Source organism: Pseudomonas sp. 300 (assembly GCF_055803035.1).
In genome coordinates this window covers 599,323-617,194 of the sequence record NZ_JAVLRV010000003.1, presented here as the reverse complement: position 1 = coordinate 617,194, position 17,872 = coordinate 599,323, and the positions used below count along the sequence as shown (strand labels likewise).

Annotated in this window: 12 protein-coding genes; 3 read left to right on the top strand and 9 right to left on the bottom strand. The window is 59.4% G+C overall.

What is annotated here, in order from left to right; genetic code table 11:
• Window positions 1-3: 3 nt before the first annotated feature.
• Complete coding sequence (gene oadA / locus Q7W83_RS28225) at window positions 4-1,812, top strand: sodium-extruding oxaloacetate decarboxylase subunit alpha (protein WP_150634579.1); 1,809 nt, start codon at window positions 4-6, stop codon at window positions 1,810-1,812.
• A gap of 78 nt (window positions 1,813-1,890) precedes the next feature.
• Here the strand turns inward: oadA and Q7W83_RS28220 are convergent, their stop codons facing one another.
• The 3 genes from Q7W83_RS28220 to Q7W83_RS28210 form a co-directional block, all read right to left on the bottom strand.
• Entirely contained in the window at window positions 1,891-4,224 is a 2,334-nt protein-coding gene (locus Q7W83_RS28220) for an autotransporter outer membrane beta-barrel domain-containing protein (RefSeq protein WP_473658258.1), read from the bottom strand.
• A 331-nt stretch (window positions 4,225-4,555) separates the two neighbouring features.
• A complete protein-coding gene (locus tag Q7W83_RS28215; protein WP_150634580.1) occupies window positions 4,556-5,392 on the bottom strand; it encodes an amino acid ABC transporter permease in 837 nt (278 codons plus the stop codon).
• Window positions 5,389-6,210 carry an ABC transporter substrate-binding protein gene (locus Q7W83_RS28210; RefSeq protein ID WP_150634581.1) on the bottom strand — a complete coding sequence of 274 codons (822 nt, stop codon included), beginning with the start codon at window positions 6,208-6,210 and terminating at the stop codon, window positions 5,389-5,391. The genes Q7W83_RS28215 and Q7W83_RS28210 overlap by 4 nt, the downstream gene beginning before the upstream one ends.
• Window positions 6,211-6,321: 111 nt before the next feature.
• On the opposite strand from Q7W83_RS28210, the gene Q7W83_RS28205 reads away from it, so the two are divergent.
• Window positions 6,322-7,221, top strand: coding sequence for a homocysteine S-methyltransferase family protein (locus Q7W83_RS28205; RefSeq protein WP_150638236.1), 900 nt, complete (start codon window positions 6,322-6,324; stop codon window positions 7,219-7,221).
• 125 nt (window positions 7,222-7,346) lie between these two features.
• Here the strand turns inward: Q7W83_RS28205 and Q7W83_RS28200 are convergent, their stop codons facing one another.
• The 3 genes from Q7W83_RS28200 to Q7W83_RS28190 are packed head-to-tail and all read right to left on the bottom strand — an operon-like array spanning window position 7,347 to window position 9,115.
• Window positions 7,347-8,018 (bottom strand): GNAT family N-acetyltransferase, encoded by a 672-nt coding sequence (locus Q7W83_RS28200; protein WP_150638234.1) that lies wholly within the window; start codon window positions 8,016-8,018, stop codon window positions 7,347-7,349.
• Window positions 8,019-8,035: 17 nt separating this feature from the next.
• The gene (locus Q7W83_RS28195; RefSeq protein WP_473658252.1) at window positions 8,036-8,482 is read right to left on the bottom strand and encodes a GNAT family N-acetyltransferase; all 447 of its coding nucleotides are present in this window, start codon (window positions 8,480-8,482) and stop codon (window positions 8,036-8,038) included.
• A 9-nt stretch (window positions 8,483-8,491) separates the two neighbouring features.
• The gene (locus tag Q7W83_RS28190) at window positions 8,492-9,115 is read right to left on the bottom strand and encodes an FMN-binding negative transcriptional regulator (protein ID WP_473658249.1); all 624 of its coding nucleotides are present in this window, start codon (window positions 9,113-9,115) and stop codon (window positions 8,492-8,494) included.
• A 90-nt stretch (window positions 9,116-9,205) separates the two neighbouring features.
• Here Q7W83_RS28190 and pdxR point away from each other — a divergent pair, with 90 nt between their 5' ends.
• Complete coding sequence (gene pdxR, locus Q7W83_RS28185) at window positions 9,206-10,756, top strand: MocR-like pyridoxine biosynthesis transcription factor PdxR (protein ID WP_473658247.1); 1,551 nt, start codon at window positions 9,206-9,208, stop codon at window positions 10,754-10,756.
• 28 nt (window positions 10,757-10,784) lie between these two features.
• Here pdxR and Q7W83_RS28180 read toward each other — a convergent pair whose 3' ends face one another.
• The 3 genes from Q7W83_RS28180 to Q7W83_RS28170 form a co-directional block, all read right to left on the bottom strand.
• The gene (locus tag Q7W83_RS28180) at window positions 10,785-15,368 is read right to left on the bottom strand and encodes a hypothetical protein (protein ID WP_473658245.1); all 4,584 of its coding nucleotides are present in this window, start codon (window positions 15,366-15,368) and stop codon (window positions 10,785-10,787) included.
• A 150-nt stretch (window positions 15,369-15,518) separates the two neighbouring features.
• A complete protein-coding gene (locus Q7W83_RS28175; RefSeq protein WP_473658242.1) occupies window positions 15,519-16,619 on the bottom strand; it encodes a polyamine ABC transporter substrate-binding protein in 1,101 nt (366 codons plus the stop codon).
• A gap of 13 nt (window positions 16,620-16,632) precedes the next feature.
• On the bottom strand, window positions 16,633-17,664 hold the full coding sequence (locus Q7W83_RS28170; protein ID WP_473658240.1) for a histone deacetylase family protein: 1,032 nt from the start codon (window positions 17,662-17,664) through the stop codon (window positions 16,633-16,635).
• Window positions 17,665-17,872: the final 208 nt, after the last annotated feature.

Sequence of the window (17,872 nt, the reverse complement as noted above, 5' to 3'; positions counted from 1 at the left end):
ACAATGAGCAAGCAAATCCACGTTACCGACACAATCCTGCGCGACGCCCACCAATCGCTGCTCGCCACCCGCATGCGCACCGAAGACATGCTGCCGATCTGCGACAAGCTCGACAAAGTCGGCTACTGGTCGCTGGAATGCTGGGGCGGCGCAACCTTCGACGCCTGCGTACGCTTTCTAAAAGAAGACCCGTGGGAGCGTCTGCGCCAATTGCGCGCGGCGTTGCCTAACACGCGTCTGCAAATGCTCCTGCGTGGCCAGAACCTGCTGGGCTATCGCCACTACAGCGATGACGTGGTCAAAGCCTTCGTCGCCAAGGCAGCGGTCAACGGCATCGACGTGTTCCGTATCTTCGATGCGATGAACGACGTGCGTAACCTGCGCGTGGCCATCGAAGCGGTAAAAGCGTCGGGCAAACACGCCCAAGGCACCATCGCTTACACCACCAGCCCGGTGCACACCATCGATGCGTTCGTTGCGCAAGCCAAGCAAATGGAAGCCATGGGTTGCGACTCGGTGGCGATCAAGGACATGGCGGGCCTGCTGACGCCATACGCCACCGGCGAACTGGTCAAGGCGTTGAAAGCCGAGCAGTCGCTGCCCGTGTTCATTCACTCCCACGATACCGCTGGCATGGCGACCATGTGCCAGCTCAAGGCCATCGAAAACGGCGCCGATCACATCGACACCGCGATCTCCAGCTTCGCCTCGGGCACCAGCCACCCGGGTACCGAGTCGATGGTCGCTGCCCTGAAAGGCAGCGAATTCGACACCGGCCTGAATCTGGAGCTGCTGCAAGAGATCGGCTTGTACTTCTACGCCGTGCGCAAGAAGTACCACCAGTTCGAAAGCGAATTCACCGCCGTCGACACCCGCGTGCAAGTCAACCAGGTGCCGGGCGGGATGATTTCCAACCTGGCCAACCAGCTGAAAGAGCAGGGCGCGCTGAACCGCATGGGCGAAGTGCTCGCTGAAATTCCGCGCGTTCGTGAAGACCTCGGCTTCCCGCCGCTGGTGACCCCGACCTCGCAGATCGTCGGCACCCAGGCGTTCTTCAACGTGCTGGCCGGTGAGCGCTACAAGACCATCACCAACGAAGTGAAGCTCTACCTGCAAGGCGGCTACGGCAAGGCGCCGGGCACCGTGAACGAAAAACTGCGTCGCCAGGCCATTGGCAGCGAAGAAGTGATCGACGTTCGTCCGGCTGACCTGCTCAAGCCGGAAATGACCAAGCTGCGTGCCGAAATCGGCGCGGTGGCCAAGTCTGAAGAGGACGTGCTGACCTACGCGATGTTCCCGGACATCGGCCGCAAATTCCTCGAAGAACGCGCTGCGGGTACGCTCACTCCAGAAGTGCTGTTGCCGATTCCTGAAGCGGGTGGCGTAGCCTCTGCCGGTGGCGAAGGCGTGCCGACCGAGTTCGTCATCGACGTCCACGGCGAAACCTACCGCGTCGACATCACCGGTGTCGGCGTCAAGGCGGAAGGCAAGCGTCACTTCTACCTGTCCATCGACGGCATGCCGGAAGAAGTGGTGTTCGAACCACTCAACGAATTCGTCAGCGGCGGCAACAGCAAGCGCAAGCAAGCCACCGCGCCGGGCCATGTCAGCACCACCATGCCGGGCAACATCGTCGACGTGCTGGTCAAGGAAGGCGACGTTGTGAAAGCCGGCCAGGCCGTGCTGATCACCGAAGCGATGAAGATGGAGACCGAAGTGCAGGCGGCCATCGCCGGCAAAGTCACCGCCATCCACGTGGCCAAGGGCGATCGGGTGAATCCGGGCGAAATACTGATCGAGATCGAAGGCTGAGTTAACAGCCTCGATTTACCGCTTTAAACCTCGGGGGGGCATGTGCTCCCCTTTTTTTTCGCCCGGGATTTGTGAGGGTTAGAAGGTCATTCGCCACTGACCCGTGACGCCATGGTTTCGGCTGTCGGTGCCGATCTCTCCGGTGGCGCCAACGCCCAGCGTATGCCGCGCCGAAAGAGACAGGTCGAGCCCGACATCGAGCACCACGCTGTGACGATCCAGCGGTGCACCTTCCACGGTGAAGCGCGTGCCACCCGTCGCCAGTTTTTGTCGGGTGTGGCTCTCGAGTTCACCGTAAGTCTGCTTCCAGCCTGCGCTGAAACGCGGGGTCAACTGCATGCCGTTATCGAACGTATTGAGCTTCGCCACGCGCAGACCGAAGGTACTGTTGACGTTGTTGCGCGTTTGTCCCAAGACTTTCAGGGTCGCATCCCCACCTTTTTCTGTGTAGCCGTCGCGTTGGTAGCGCTGATAGCCGAGGCTGGCGAACGGTTCGATGCGGTAGACGTCGCGACCCAGGTTGTAACCCGCTTCTGCGAAGACTTGTTGCGTATTGGCCTCGTACTGACCTTTGGGGTTGTCGCTGAATCCATTGAAGGCTACTCGACGTTTGGTGCTGCCATCGTGGCTGCTATGGGTGAGCCCTAAACGCAGCGCCAGTGGTCCATTCTGGCGCACTGCATAGGCCCCCAAATGCCAGCTATCGAGGTCACCGTCGAGTGTGCGGCTATCCAGGCGAGTGTCGGATTTGCCGCCGATCACACCCAAGCGCCATTCCTCATCAATTGCCCAATCAGCCCCCACGACCAGACCCTTGGTGGAATGGCGCAGAGCGTCATAGTCGCGATCCACTTTCCCACCGTGTCCCAGCGCTTGCAGCCAGACTCTACCGCCGTTTTCGCTGCCGGCAGCCAAGCGAGGCGCGTTGTTTCGCCTGCCGGGTTTGCTATCGGCGCTATCCAACTGACGCATCGCCGAAAGCATACTGGCGCTGATCGGGGCGTCGCTGTTCAGGGTCATCTTGGCGAGATTGGCGGTGTTGTCACCGGCGAGTTGATCGAGGGCATTGGCCGCAGTGTCCGCGGTCGAACCGAGGAGGGCAGCAATGGCGGCATTTGCTGAGGCCGCAGGTTCCACAACACTCTGGCCAAAGTTCTCGCTGTTGTCGTTGAGGGCGAAGTACCCCAACGGCAGTTCATTGCGAGCGTATTGCAGCATCACCTCGGTTTCGGACTGGAATAGTTTTGGAGTCAAGTACGCCAGATTACTGGTGACATGATCGAATTCACCATCCACTTTGCTGGCCCGGATCAGGGTGTATACGGTGTTGGTGGAATAGCTGCCCGGCAGTGCGACGAGATTCAGAGAGGCGTTCCAAAGCTCGGCTACACCGTCGACAACAAGGGTCGGTATTTGATCTGCAGCGGTTACTACATAAGATAACGTGGCGCTTTGCGAAAGGGTCAGCTCTCCTTTGACGTGGGGCGCCCCCAACAGCTCAGTGACCATTAGCGTACCGTCTACGAACAGGTCGCGAACTTCACCGTGCCCACCGTAGGTGCCGCCCTCGAAAACATCGACATCACCCGCGATACTGCCCCGATTGAACAGCTTCGCACCGCTCAACACTTCTGCTCCCAGGCCAAAGTCACCTTTGCCGATCAAAGTCCAGGCACCTTGGGCCACTCGCAAGCCAAGAAAGTTACGGGTCTGGCCGAGTATGCCGCCTTCGGGTGAGTCCAGGAGTATACCGTTCACCCCGTCGCCGCCCTGTATTTCCCCTGAAAAGCTGGCGCCCTTGTTGATGATCAACAGGTCATTTTCCTCCCCTAGCGCCAGCGAGACTCCATCGATGCTTGCGTACTGCCCTGAAGCAGTAGTGCGCTTGGTTGTGTCGGCTTTTGCAAAGTCCAAGAACGTGAGCAGCACGTCGTCGTTTACCGGTTCGAAAGGGGGGTCAGGTGTCTTGTGAGTTTCATCATGCTGATCCATCGAAGGGGGCAATTTCCCGGTTGCTAACGGGTCATTGATGATCGGCTCGGCGGTGATGTGCTCTGCGACTGTTTCGGGCAGGTTGGGTAAGAGTGAATCGTTGGGCGTTTCGGGAAACTCATAAAGATCTGCAGCAAGATCCACAGGTTCCGGAGCCGGTGGAGCGGATTCCACCGGGATGGACGGTTCTTTCGGTTCAGGCGCAGCGGCGTTGACGGCATGCGACATCGGGCCAATGAAGTTTCTGATCGCCAGAAGGTCGTCTTTTTTCGGCCACAGCGCTGCACTAGTCTTCTTGACAGGAGCTTCGATGACGGTAACAGGCTCTGCTTGCTGAGCCATGGACAGCTCGATGCTGCCGAGTGTGAGGGCGATCGCTAATGCGAGTCGGTGCGGGCGATGGGTGTAAGGCTTGGGCATTGAGTGCGACCTCGTTTTTCAGGAGGTCGAACTTTAGGAGGCAGGCCCAGTGCTTGAATGCCGGGCGTTTCGGGCATTTCTGCAGGGTCTTGGACATTCGGTTGTAGCTAAAATTGGGCGTTGAAGTCTACTTGCGCAGCGGCCTTCATGAGCCGGGGTTTTTGCCTACAGCATTTCAGGACCGGTCTGTTTGTTAAGGCCTGGAAACTCGTCTACCCATAGCTGATTGCTCTGGAGAGCCCGGCTTGCCGGCGATGGCGCCCTCGAGATCGTCATCGCCAGCAAGCCCGTTCTACAAGGGTTGCGCATGTTCGAAAGCTGCAATCCTTCCCTAGCTGCGACCCAAATACGCCTTCCCGTAATGCCGCTCCATCCGCGCCTGAATCAGCTCCAACCCAATCGACATCACCCAGTAAATAATCGCCGCGGTCGTCAGCATCTCGATATACCGATAGCTCGACCGCCCATACGATTGCGCCAGAAACATCACTTCCCAAACGCCCATCACCGAGATCAGTGACGAGTCTTTGAGCATCGAGATGAATTGATTGGTGGTCGGCGGGATGATGGTGCGCATGGCTTGTGGCAGGGTGACGCGCCAGAATATCACGGTTTCGCGCATGCCCAGTGCCAGCGAGGCTTCGCGTTGGCCGTGGGGGACGCCGAGGATGCCGGCGCGGAAGATTTCGCTCAGGTACGCGCCGTAGTTCAGCGACAGGGCGATGATGCCGGCGGCGACGGCGCCCGGCACAATGCCGAGTTGCGGCAGACCCAGGTAGATCAGCAGGATCTGGATCAGCAAAGGGGTGCCGCGAAAGAACGAGGCGTAAAAACTCGCAATCCCGAAGGCCACAGCGCTTTTCGACAGTCGTGCAATGGCCGTGATGAAGCCCAGCAGCGACGATGCGAGGATCGAGCACAGGCACAAAAACAGGGTCAGCGCCGCGCCCTGCAGAAAGCCGTTCGGCGCCAGGTGCAGGCCGATCAGGTTGGGCAGTTTGTCGAGGATGATCGAGAACTTCAGGTCGAAGCTCAGGAAGAAACTGGCGAACAGACCCAGCATTGCCGCCCAGGTCAGGTACAGCCGCGTGCGAAAACCGAAGAACCGTTGCAGCCGAGACTCAGCCGCCGGTTGTGGCGGCTGAGGTGGGTTGGGAAAGGAAGTCATTTGCTGATGTCGGCGCCGATCCATTTTTGCGAGAGCTTGCTCAGGGTGCCGTCCTGTTTCAGTTGCGCGAAGACGTCACGCACCTTGGCGTCCCACTGCGCGTCGCCTTTTTCGATGGCCACCGAGTTCGGCTCCGAGTACAGCGGTTCGCCGGCGAGCTTGAAGCGTTTGTCTTCGGTCAGTCGCGGCTGCGCGGTAACCAGGTTGGTGAGGACCGCATCCAGTCGCACGCCAGTACCCAGCCCCAGATCCTGGAACGCCACGTTGTCGGTGTCGTACGGGGCGATTTGCACATTCTCGAAGGGGTACTGCAACTGCGTGTCTTCGGCGCCTTCGATCACCAGGTTTTTGTTCAGGTAGCTTTCGTAGCTGGAGGCGCTGGTGAGGCCGACTTTCTTGCCGCTCAGGTCCTTGGCGCTGTGGATGCTGTCGTCCTTGGCGTTGACCACGATCACCGCCGGTGAGGCGTAGTACTCGACCGGGAAGTCGAAGACTTCGGCGCGGGCCTTGCTCGGGGTCATGGAGCAGATGCAAATGTCATAGCGCCCGCTCCAGCGGCCGGCGGCGATCACGTCCCAGGATGGCGTTTCGAGGCGCAGTTTGACCCCGAGTTTATTCGCCACGGCTTTGGCCACATCAACATCGAAGCCGTCGAGTTGGTTCTGGTCATTGAGGAACGAGAAGGGTGGATAGCTTTCCATCAGCACGCCGACCAGTTCTTTCTTTTGCTCGATGCGGTCCAGCGTTGCGCCGCCGAAGGCATGGGTGGAGGCGGCCAGAATCGTCAGGCCCAGGGCCAGGAGTGGTTGAAGTTTCACAGTCGATCCCTGAAAAAAATTGGTTGTTATTCACCGAATGGTACGTATTAAATAGTTATAAATATGACTCCGGTAGTGAGTTTTTTTCATAAGCTTATGAGTGAAAAGCATATGGGCGCAGCAAGCACAGTGATTCTGGATGGCGGCATGGGTCGTGAGTTGCAGCGCCGCGGTGCGCCATTCAGGCAGCCTGAATGGTCGGCGCTGGCCTTGAGCGAAGCGCCGCAGGCCGTGGAGGCGGTGCACGCGGCTTATATCGAAAGCGGTGCGAACGTGATCACCAGCAACAGTTACGCGGTGGTGCCGTTTCACATTGGCGAAGCGCGTTTTGCTGCTGAGGGGCAGGCGCTTGCAGCGCTGGCCGGTGAGCTGGCACGGCGTGCGGTTGATGCCTCGGGCAAACCGGTCCGCCTGGCGGGCTCACTGCCGCCGCTGTTTGGCTCCTACCGCCCAGACCTGTTCGACGCCAGTCGGGTAACTGAACTGCTGACGCCGCTGGTAAACGGCCTGGCACCCTATGTTGATTTGTGGCTGGCGGAAACCCAGAGTTCGATCGTTGAAGCGCGAGCGATTCAGGCCGGTCTGCCGAAAGACGGCAAGCCGTTCTGGCTCTCGTTTACCCTGAAGGATGAGGACACGGACGAAGTCCCGCGTTTACGCTCCGGTGAGCCTGTGGCTGAAGCGGCTGCGGTGGCTGCCGAGCTGGGCGTCGAGACGTTGCTGTTCAACTGCAGCCAACCGGAAGTGATCGGTGCGGCGATTGATGCAGCGCGAGAAACCTTCGAGCGTTTGGGGGTGAAGATTCACATCGGCGCGTATGCCAATGCCTTCCCGCCGCAACCGAAAGAGGCGACGGCCAATGATGGTCTGGACCCGTTGCGCGAGGACCTTGATCCGCCGGGTTATCTGCAGTGGGCGGCCGATTGGCAGAAGCGCGGCGCCAGCCATTTGGGTGGGTGCTGCGGGATTGGGCCGGAGCATATTGCGGTGTTGGCCCAGAAGTTGGGGTGAAGCCAATCGCCGGCAAGCCGGTCTCGCTCCCACATTGGATTGGGGCTGTTCACAAATGTGTGGTCAACCCAAAACCCTGTGGGAGCGAGCCTGCTCGCGATGGCGTCCGAAAGGGCGCCGCTGATTTACCCGCGACACTCAGCCAGAGTTTTCACCTGCCCCGAACCCGTCTGATTCTCATCAGACAGCCACCGCTCAAACCCCGCACCAATCGCCGGCCATTCCGAATCCAGAATCGAATACCACGCGGTATCCCGGTTCTGACCCTTCACCACCATGTGCTGGCGGAACACCCCTTCAAAACTGAACCCCAACCGCTCCGCCGCGTACTTGGAGCGTGCGTTGCCGTTGTTGCATTTCCACTCCAGACGCCGGTAACCCAGCGCAAACGACTCTTTGGCCAGCAGATACACCGCTTCGGTACTTTTTGGCGAACGCTGCATCGACGCGCCGAAGGTGACGTGGCCGATCTCGATGCGACCTTGTGCCGGAACGATCGACATCAAGCTGAGAATGCCTTGCACATCACCGCTGGCACGGTCGATCACGCAGAAGAAATACGGATCGCTGTTGGCGGCGTGGTTGTTCAGCCAGTCGTTGAAAACGCTGCGCTCCGGGAAAGGACCGTAAGGCAAATAGTCCCAGAGTTTCGGGTCGGCGCCGGGACCTTGCAGGGCTTTCCACAAGCCGTCGGCGTGACGCGCCGGGTCAAGTTTTTCCAGGCGAATAAACCGCCCTTCGAGGGTTTGCACGGAGGGGGCTGGGGCACCTTTCCAGTCTGCGAGTGAATTCGTCATGTCGTTCTCTTTGAACACTAAAGGGCTTTGCGAAACTGGATGAAACCAGGGCGTTCAGCAATGCGCTCGTAAAGCTGGATCGCGGTGGCGTTGGTTTCGTGGGTCAACCAGTGGACCTTGCAGCAACCGTCCGCTTGGGCGGTCGCGTAGACAAACTCGATCAGCTTGCGGCCGACGCCAGTGCCGCGGGTTTCGGGTGTCACCAACAGATCTTGAAGGTAGCAGGAGTTTTCGATGCTCCAGTTCGACCGATGGTAGATGAAGTTCACCATGCCGACCGCTTTGCCGTCGCTCCAGGCCAGTGCCGAATGTGTCGGTTCATTCGAGTCGAGCAGGCGTTGCCACGTGCTGTCAGTGACCACCTCAGGCAGTTCGGTGTTGTAGAAGCGCAGGTAGGCCTGCCACAACGGCAGCCACGCCGCGTGATCGTCGGCGGTGACCTGGCGGATTTCAATCTGACTCATGTTCAATCCTTAGCGCATCAAGTGGGCGAGGGCCTGATCATGCGTATCGGGGCTGGCAGCAAGCCCCTCGCGCACGCCGGCGATGTCTGCGGTGCTGCGGTTCTGACTGAGTTTGCGTTTGCCTTCCAGGCGCTGGATCGGCAGGGCAAACCCGACGATGGCCTTGAGCATGCCGTCGATGTAGTCGGCGGGTGCATCGGCGACTTTCCACGGTTGGTCGCGACCGGCTTCATGGCGGTCGGTCAACGCACTGACCAGGTTGAGCAGGCGGTCGGCATCGCTGAAAACCTCTGCGGTGCCGTAAGCGTGTACAGCGACGTAGTTCCAGGTCGGCACGACTTTGCCGTGCTCGGCTTTGCTCGGATAAAACCCCGGGCTGACGTAAGCGTCGGCACCGGCAAAAATGACCAACGCTTCGGCACCGTTCTGTAGTGCCTTCCATTGCGGATTGGCCCGGGCGAAGTGACCGTACAGAGTGCCATTCGGACCTTGGTCAGGGCTGAACAGCAGCGGCAGATGACTGGCTTGCAGACCCTGCTCGTCGTGGGTGACCACCACGGCCAGGCGCGTATCGAGTATCTGCTGCTGCAGTTCATGCAAATCTTTGATGGCAAAGCCGTTGGGGTTGTACATGGAAAAATTCCTTGGCGAATGCGTCCATCCTAGGCAGGCTATTGGTCTGTTGTAAGAGCCATTAACGACCAATTTCATAGGTCCATTGTCATGAGCGAAGCGCCGCTTTCCCTGTCATTCAACCCCGCAGGCATCGAACTTGACCGCCGTCAGGGTCTCAGTCGCCAGCTCTATCAAGCCTTGCGCGTGCGGGTGCTCGACGGGCGACTGGCCAGCGGCACGCGATTGCCGGCCAGTCGGGATTTGGCGGCAGCGCTGGCAATTTCTCGCAACAGCGTGGTTCGCGCCTACGATCAGCTCTACGCAGAAGGCTTCATCGAGGGGCGTGTCGGTGACGGGACTTACGTCGCGCAATTGCCTCAAGCGTCGCGGCCCACGAAAAAACTATCCACAAAAGTATCCACAGGGTTTTCAACAGGGTTACCCACAGCCTTATCCACAAATTGGCTGGATTTACCTGTGGTTCCATCCAGTAAAGTTATCCACAGCGGAGCGCTGGGGCGCGTTGAAAAGAACCATTTAGCCACGCCGCCCAGTGGTCCGCCCCGGGCTTTTCGGGTGGGTGTTCCGGCGTTCGATCTTTTTCCTTTCGAGGTGTGGGCCAAGTTGAACGCGGCTTTCTGGCGAAAACCGGATTTGCAGCAACTGTGTTATGGCGATCCGGCGGGGGATGCGCGCTTGCGCGCAATGATTGCTGCTTATTTGCGCAGTTCCAGAGGCATGCAGTGCACGGCTGAGCAAATAGTGATCACCAGTGGCGCGCAGCAGGGGATTAGCCTTTGTGCACAGCTGCTGGTGGAGCCGGGCGACGGCGTGGCGATTGAAAATCCGGGGTATCGGGCGGCGGGTCATGCGTTCGCCGTGGCCGGTGCGAAATTGCACGGAGTGTCGGTGGACAATGAGGGGATCGACTGCACCGAGCTGGCCCGGCTCAGCGATTGTCGGCTGGCCTATGTCACGCCTTCGCATCAATACCCGACCGGGGTGGTGATGAGCCTGGCGCGACGCCTTGAATTACTCGCGTGGGCAGAGCACAACCAAGGCTGGATCGTCGAGGACGACTACGATGGCGAATACCGTTACAGCGGCGCTCCCCTGGCGCCGTTGGCGGCACTCGATCGACAGGGTCGGGTCTTGTACGTCGGAACCTTTGGCAAAGTCGCGTTCCCGGCGTTGCGCCTGGGTTATCTGGTGTTGCCGCCCGCACTGGTGCAGGCGTTTTCTCAACGTCGAGCGGTGGACGTTCGGCATTCCGAAGTCAGCACCCAAGCGGTGATGGCCGAGTTCATGGCCACCGGGCATTTCCAGCGGCACATCCGCCGCATGCGCCGTGCGGCCCTGAGTCGACGCAATACATTGTTGGCCGGCTGGCCGCAGAACATCCCCGGCATCGGCAGCCTGCCGAGTGTTGCGGCAGGGTTGCATATGACGGTGCCGGTCGAATCACAGGCCCGCGAGTACGAACTGATAGAAGCAGCCGCCAGCGTCGATGTCGAGATCAATGCACTGAGCAGCTATTGGCTGCCGGATTCGCAGCAACCGGTGGACCAGCGTGCCGGGCTGGTCCTGGGTTTCGCGGCCGTGCCCGAGGCGGCCATCAGTACCGCACTCGGGCAACTGGAAAAGGTCTGGCGCCGTTAAGCGGTTGCGGTTCAACGCGACGCAAGCCTTACGATTTTGAGGCCGATGGCAGCACCTTTGCGAAGAACAGGGCCGTCGCCAGTTGTGGGCTGATTTCGCTGCGATAGATCGAGATCGCATGGAGATCGTCATTCGCACTGCGAGCTTCGAATGCGCCGCCCAGCAGCCGTTGCTGCACGGTTTTCAAATGCGCCGCGGTGAAGGTTTGTGCGGGCGATGCGGGCTCTGAATAGTGAAAGTGGGCATACCACAGAACATTTTTGCTGGTGTGGTCACGGACTTCGTATTCCTCGAGGTAGTCTTTTTTGCGGCTTTTGAGCAAACGTCGGCCGGGGTTCTTGACGATGTCGACTTGACCTTCGCTTTGCAGCCACTGAACACGTTCTGCCGTAGGCGGCTGCAGCTTGGTCATGCTGATTCGCGTTGCGCGGCCCTGGCTGTAGAGCCGGGTTGCTCCGTCATTCAGCTGCTTGGCCAGTGTGACGGCAGATCCCGGACCGTCATCGACGGAGTTGCTGGCAATCAGCGCTTCGTCGATAGCCTTGGCGACCTCCTGCAATCGATGGGCTTGCTGATGGAACATCTCTTCGATTTCCACGGGTATTCGCCGCGGTCCTTTTGAATGGGCGTCCGTTCGGCGAATGAACGCCTCCAGCCCGTTCAGCAATGCCTGACCCTGAACAATGCTGGCACTCAAATCAGGTAGGACGACGACGGGGGAAACCGCTTTCGCGGCGACTCTTTCAACCCATACACCCGGGGTTTTCTCATGAAATGTCGAAATGACTTTGCCCGTCAGCGTCGAGGTAACGTCGACCAGTTCTGATCCGTCCGCCCCGGAACCGGCGCGTAGCTGGCCGACCACCGTGCCGTTGTAGCGAGTCTTGATGATGCGCTTGGCGGGAGCGGTCGGCAGGCGGGAAGGGCCAGGTTGTGGCTCGAGCGCCTGACGCTCTCGCAGCAGACTCGCCAAGTGCTTCACGGTGCGTTGTTGAAACGCGTCGATACGTTGGCGCATCAGATCGAGCGGTGGTTGCAGGAACTGGCCGGGAAACTCGCCAGGCAGATCGATGATGCGCTGGTCGGTAATCGTGAGTTGCTCCACCAGATCACTGAGCCCTTCGATTCGCTCCGGCAAGCGCAACACTTCTTCGTCGGCGGCCAGATCCAGTGAAGCCTGAATGGCGAGCGCTGCGTTTTCGACGACGGTCTCCAGCGCCGGGCGTGCTTCGTGTGGGGCTGCAACAGAGGTCTCGAGGCACAACTCCTGGCCCAGTGTGATCTGGAACAGTTTGAGGTCCTGTAAATCGAACGACGGCATATTGGCCTTGACGTCGCGAATCACTTCCACGGCTTCTTTACCGAGCAGGTTCAGTTGCTCGAAGCGCGAATGCGCGAACTCGATTTTCTCGATGTAGCCTTCGGTCAGATCGCTCGTGAGTTGATAGGTCTGTCGGGCGGCCTGCGTGTTTTCCGTTGGCTCTGTGTCGAGAAGATTGAGGGACAGGCGCATCTGATTTTCGAAAACAGGACGCTGGTGGTTGAACCATCTTTCCAGCAGCGCTAACTGAAAATCCAGGCGGCTGATCATCGCCTTTCGGAAATTCGGGATGGCCTCGCGAGCATTGAACGCTTTCATCTGTTCAATGTTGGTGCTGATGAATGCCATCTGCGCGTCGAGCATTTCAAGGTACAAGCGACGATGGCTGTCGGTGGCGGTGGGGGCCTTCGCGTTTTTTTCTGCTTCTTTGAGCTCGGTTTCCCGACTTTTGGCCTGGCCCTCGAACGCGATCATTTGCTGTTTCAGTTCAGCCTGGCGCTGCCTGTTTTGCTGTTCCAGCCGTTGCCTCTCCTTGCCCCCGCCCCTCAGTCTCAGTCGCGTATCGATAAACCATTCGCCTTTGGCGTTCTTGACCAACAACGGCCCGCTGCGTGTGGGGGACTGGCGTGAGTCAATGATCTGCACGTCGTGATTGTCGTTGAGGGTCACTTCGAACCAGCGCTGGCCCACCTTCGCATACCATTTTCCGTTAAGTGAATTGAGGTGTTGGTGAGGGCCGGGCGCGCTGGAAGCACCGGCCAGGTCTTTGGGTTCGGCGATGGCCAGTTCATCCAGCAAGGTGCCCAACGCTACGGGCGGTAACGTAGCGACAGCGTGCAGAGACGTCTCATGGGTGTGAGGCAGTTGATTGAGGTCGGGCAGACGCGTGACGGTGATTTCCTGCGCCGGTTTGATGTCCGTTGTGACCGGTGGCCCGACGTTCTCGACCCGCCGCGAGACCGGTTTTTGGCGAGCGGCAGCCCGATGGGCCAGCACCATGCCGAGCGTCAACAGCAAGTCGGTCAGGGCGGACCAGGCGGATTCGCTGTCGTCGTTCTCTTTGGCATCGGTGATGGCCTGCAAGTCGTCCATGATCTGCCAGATCCACCCGGCAACCCCGGCAGTGCGACCAAGAAAGGGCAGTGCGACGTTGAACAGCATCCATGCGCCGTGCTTGAGCGTTGCCCAGCGAGCTTGGGCGTTGGACACCGATTGCCGGTCAGCCAGGGTCATCATAGCGTTGGCGTTGGCTTTGAACAGCGGCGCCAGTGAAGCGTCATCAAGGGCTGCCGCACTGAGCGACACCGCGCCCATTTTGCCCAGCGCTGAAGTGGGGTCGACCAGCAATTGGGTCAGGGTCCAGACCGAAGGCAACTCACCGCAAAACACATACTGGGAATAGTTGAAGCGCACGTCATCGGCCAGCCACGCCAGAACCGATTGGCGAAGGGACTTTTCGTGCTTGATCGCATACAGCAGATTGGCCTCGTTCGGGTACTGCGTCAGCGAGGGGACGAGCAATGGCCGGTAGAGCAGACAGGGTCCCTGATCAGCGGACTTCGGACCGATGACGAACATGTTGGCGACTTCGTCGCCCTTGCTGTCGGCGCGATCGCCGGTGATGAAGGCCAACGGGCGAATGACAATCTCCTGTCCGTTCACTCGGCGGTCGGTCGCGTTTTGCTGCAGGGCTGCGTTGACGTACTGGTAGCCTCTTTCATCGATACCGGCTTCGCCGCGCATCTTGTGTTGCAGCGCCTGCAACGGCAACTGGGTGCGTAAATGACGCGTGTAGAGCGCTTGCCGGCGCGCTGTTTCTTGCGAGTCATCAAGCAGCTTGCGCTTGATCAGTGCCGGGTAAACTGCGCCGATATCCACCTGGGTGACGAGGTTCTCCAGGTAGGCGGGCGTCATCCAGACGGGCACCGGGTCGCCGTTTTTGTACTGCACTGTCTTGTTACCCAGCGGAACGGCAATCAGGTTTTGCAACGCCAGCTCGATCAGCGACAAGGTGAAGGTCTGCGTTTTGCCGGGTATCACGATTGCGCCCAGCACGATGACGCTGGTGATGCTGATTTGCACGTCCTCAAGGTTCAGGTTCGCTGCCGCTGGATGATCTTTGATCATCTGTTCTCGCAAGGTGTGCAAGGCGAAATCCGGCAGTGAAGCGATGCCTTCGTCGAAGGTTTTTCCAGCGTCCTGCTCCCGCAACTGCGCCAGGTCCATCAGGTGGCGGCTGTAACGGGTCAGGTCCGCGGACGATGCGTTTTTCAGCCAGTCTGTCAGCAACCCCTGAACCTTGTTGAAACGCGACGAGGGCAAGGCTTCAAATTCTGTGAAGCTTTTGGCTGCCGCGCTGATGTGCGGTGAAAGCCTCGTTGGAGCGGTGCTCCGGAAGGAATTGAAGGTACCGATGGCTTCTGCTTCAAGTGCGATCAGTGCACAGGCCTGATGATGAAAGAAATTGCCCTCGGGTTCGTACAGGCGCCATTGCAGCGTCTGCTCGGTGCTTGACGTCCCAGGATGTGCGAACAATGTTTCACCCAGTGCCGCAACAGAGTCGTAGTGCTTGAAGCCTTCGGCAATCGAGTGCGTCAGCACCAGGGTTCGGGTGCCCAGCGTGCCCACGAACACGGCGATCTCCATTACACGCAGATGTTCGGTCACCGCGTTTGCTGTGCGTTCGGTGTCGATCAAACAGGCCTTGGTCAGGTACTTGTCCTGTAGGCGCCGTGTGGCTCGATCCGGATCATTGAACACGGCACGGGCCATGGCTTTTTGATCGGCATCCCAATCCGTGGCCTCATCGAGATTCCAGAGGTCCTGCAGCGCCTGTGAGAGCTGATGCCAGCGCGGGATCGAAGGGCTTGTCTCATGATTCCAGTAATCAAGTTGCTGTTGCTGGTAGGCAATGAACAGCTGCGAAGCGAGCGTATTGATCAGCGATCCGATGGCAGTAATGTTTACCGGCAGTTGAGCCGGCGGGTCAACGCCCGGTTGCAGGGTCAGGAAATGCTCGCCATCGATGAGTGTCACCGTGGAGTCCGACAGCCCGATCCGCACCAACACGTCGGTGAGCGATTCATACAGATTACTGCCGGGCACGACATCGTCGCCGGTCTCGACCCAGGTCGGGGTGACGACCGTGGCGAGCGTCGGATCAATCTTCAACTGCGGATAGAGCGCGTTGAGCGCAGGCGCCAATGCAGTCGCTGCAACCTCTCTGATCGAGGGGCCGGTGACCAGTTGGGTCAGTATGTTTTCTGCACTCGGGGAAGCGGTGTCGGGCATGGTCGTTTCCTGATTGAGGATGCGCCGCTGTTGATTGCGCAGCGCTGGATCAGGTGACGGTATCGGGCGACCTCACAGGCCTGGCGGTACATAAATATCGCAGGCAAAAAAAGACCCGCATCACGGCGGGTCTTCGGTTTTCAAGGGGTTTCAGGTCCCTGACTTGATTTTGGTCCAGGCGCGCGTGCGTGCACGTTCGGCATCACGCGGCAGTGGTTGCAGTGTGTAAAGCGTGCCCATGGCCGCTTCGGTCGGGTACCGGTTGGGATTGTTGCGGATCGCCGGGTCGACCAGTTCCGTGGCGTCCTTGTTCGGGTTCGGGTAACCGACGAAGTCGCTGACCGGCGCGATCACCTGCGGTTGCAGCAAATAGTTGATGAAGGTGTAGGCGTCTTCCGTGTTCTTCGCGCCCTTCGGAATGGCGAGCATGTCGAACCAGATCGGCGCGCCCTCTTTGGGCAGGCGCATGTCGACGGTCACGCCGTTCTTGGCTTCCTTGGCGCGGTTGGCGGCCTGGGAGAAGCTGCCGGAATAACCGACCGCGACGCAGATGTCACCGTTGGCGATGTCGGCCATGTACTTGGAGGAGTGGAAGTACGTGACGTACGGGCGGATTTTCATCAACAGCGCTTCAGCCTTTGCGTAGTCCGCCGGCTTCTTGCTGTTGGGGTCCAGGCCGAGGTGTTGCAGGGCCAGCGGCAAGATCTCCGACGGCGAGTCGAGCAGGGCGACGCCGCACTGCTTGAGCTTGCTGATGTTTTCTTCCTTGAAGATCAGGTCCCAGCTGTCCACCGGCGCGTCGGCGCCCAGCGCGGCTTTGACTTTGTCCGGGTTGAAACCGATCAGGATGGTGCCGTACATGTACGGCACGGCAAATTTGTTGCCCGGATCGTTGGCTTCGATCAGCTTCATCAGCTTCGGATCGAGGTGGTTCCAGTTCGGCAGTTTGCTACGGTCCAACGGTTGGAAAACGCCGGCCTCGATCTGCTTGGCGAGGAACACGTTGGACGGCACCACCACGTCGTACCCGGAGTTGCCGGTCAGCAACTTGGCTTCCAGCGCTTCGTTGGTGTCGAAGATGTCGTAGACCAGTTTGGTCTGGGTGTTCTGTGCCTTGAAGTCTTCCAGCGCTTTGGGGGTGATGTAGTCGAACCAGTTGTAGACGCGCAACGTTCGCTCTTCGGCGTGAGCGGCCCCGCTGAGCACCGTGGCGCACAGGGCGGGGACGATAAGACGCTTGAGTCTGTTCATTATTGTTGTTTCCTCATTGAGCGCTTTCAAAACCTTCAAGAACGTTCACCGCGTTGATACCGATTTCTTCGACCGCGTAACCGCCTTCCATCACGAACAGCGTCGGCACGCCGAGTTTCGCAATGCGCTCGCCCATCGCCAGGTAATCCGGGCTGTCGAGCTTGAATTGGGAAATCGGATCGTCCTTGAACGTATCGACGCCCAGGGACACGACAACGATGTCGGCGCCGTACTTTTCGATCTCTTTGCAGGCGTGTTCCAGCGCTGCGCTCCAGGTGTCCCAACCGCTGCCGGCGGGCAAAGGGTAGTTGAAGTTGAAGCCTTCGCCCGCGCCTTCGCCCAGCTCGTCTTCATAACCGAGGAAGAACGGGAATTCGGCTTCCGGATGGCCGTGGATCGAAGTGAACAGCACGTCGCTGCGCTCGTAGAAAATCGATTGGGTGCCGTTGCCGTGGTGGTAGTCGACATCGAGGATCGCGACTTTCTGGTGGCCCTGATCGAGGAAGGCCTGAGCGGCGATGGCCGCGTTGTTGAGGTAGCAATAGCCGCCCATCAAGTCGCTGGCGGCGTGGTGTCCCGGTGGACGGCACAACGCGAAAGCGCTGCGTGCGCCGCGCTGGATTTCTGCCTGGGCGGTGAGCGCCACTTGGGCTGCGCTGTACGCTGCTTGCCAGGTGCCGGCGGTAATTGGCGCACCGCCGTCGAAGCTGTAATAACCCAGTTCGCCATGCAGGCTGGTGGGTTTGATGCGACGCAAGGTGCGGGCTGGCCAAGTGTAGGGCAGCAAATCGCCGTCGGTGTTGAATTCGGTCCAGCGCGCCCAGGCGCCTTTGAAGAAGTCGAGGTAGTCGCGGCTGTGGATGCGCGCGATCGGGTCGAGGCCGAAATCCTTCGGCACTTCGACGGGGCCCAGGTTCTGGTTTTGCACCCGCGCCAGCACATGGTCGGCACGCGAAGGCATTTCAAAGCAGGGCTTGAGTTGCCCGTCTATCAATTCACAGCGGCCGTGGTGCAGGTGGTGATCGTGCGAGTAGATCGTCAGCATTTCTTGTTCTCCGCAGGCTGATTCGGTTGAACACAGTCTTGCGGCGGATGGCGATTCGGAGAACGGCAGGAAAGGCCAAAAGGGGATCGATATGGCCAAAATAGTTGACCGAAATTCGCCCCTTGTTGGCAAGGGGGTGCACCGACCCTGTGGGAGCGGGCTTGCCCGGGTAGAAACCGGAGACATCCTTTACGTTTTAAACCGGAGA

Excerpts from the sequence above, each read along its gene's own strand:
- Q7W83_RS28190 (WP_473658249.1), bottom strand. The coding sequence starts at position 9,115 with ATGTACAACCCCAACGGCTTTGCCATCAAAGATTTGCATGAACTGCAG.
- Q7W83_RS28195 (WP_473658252.1), bottom strand. The coding sequence starts at position 8,482 with ATGAGTCAGATTGAAATCCGCCAGGTCACCGCCGACGATCACGCGGCG.
- Q7W83_RS28220 (WP_473658258.1), bottom strand. The coding sequence starts at position 4,224 with ATGCCCAAGCCTTACACCCATCGCCCGCACCGACTCGCATTAGCGATC.
- Q7W83_RS28180 (WP_473658245.1), bottom strand. The coding sequence starts at position 15,368 with ATGCCCGACACCGCTTCCCCGAGTGCAGAAAACATACTGACCCAACTG.
- oadA (WP_150634579.1), top strand. The coding sequence starts at position 4 with ATGAGCAAGCAAATCCACGTTACCGACACAATCCTGCGCGACGCCCAC.
- Q7W83_RS28205 (WP_150638236.1), top strand. The coding sequence starts at position 6,322 with ATGGGCGCAGCAAGCACAGTGATTCTGGATGGCGGCATGGGTCGTGAG.
- Q7W83_RS28215 (WP_150634580.1), bottom strand. The coding sequence starts at position 5,392 with ATGACTTCCTTTCCCAACCCACCTCAGCCGCCACAACCGGCGGCTGAG.
- pdxR (WP_473658247.1), top strand. The coding sequence starts at position 9,206 with ATGAGCGAAGCGCCGCTTTCCCTGTCATTCAACCCCGCAGGCATCGAA.
- Q7W83_RS28200 (WP_150638234.1), bottom strand. The coding sequence starts at position 8,018 with ATGACGAATTCACTCGCAGACTGGAAAGGTGCCCCAGCCCCCTCCGTG.
- Q7W83_RS28170 (WP_473658240.1), bottom strand. The coding sequence starts at position 17,664 with ATGCTGACGATCTACTCGCACGATCACCACCTGCACCACGGCCGCTGT.
- Q7W83_RS28175 (WP_473658242.1), bottom strand. The coding sequence starts at position 16,619 with ATGAACAGACTCAAGCGTCTTATCGTCCCCGCCCTGTGCGCCACGGTG.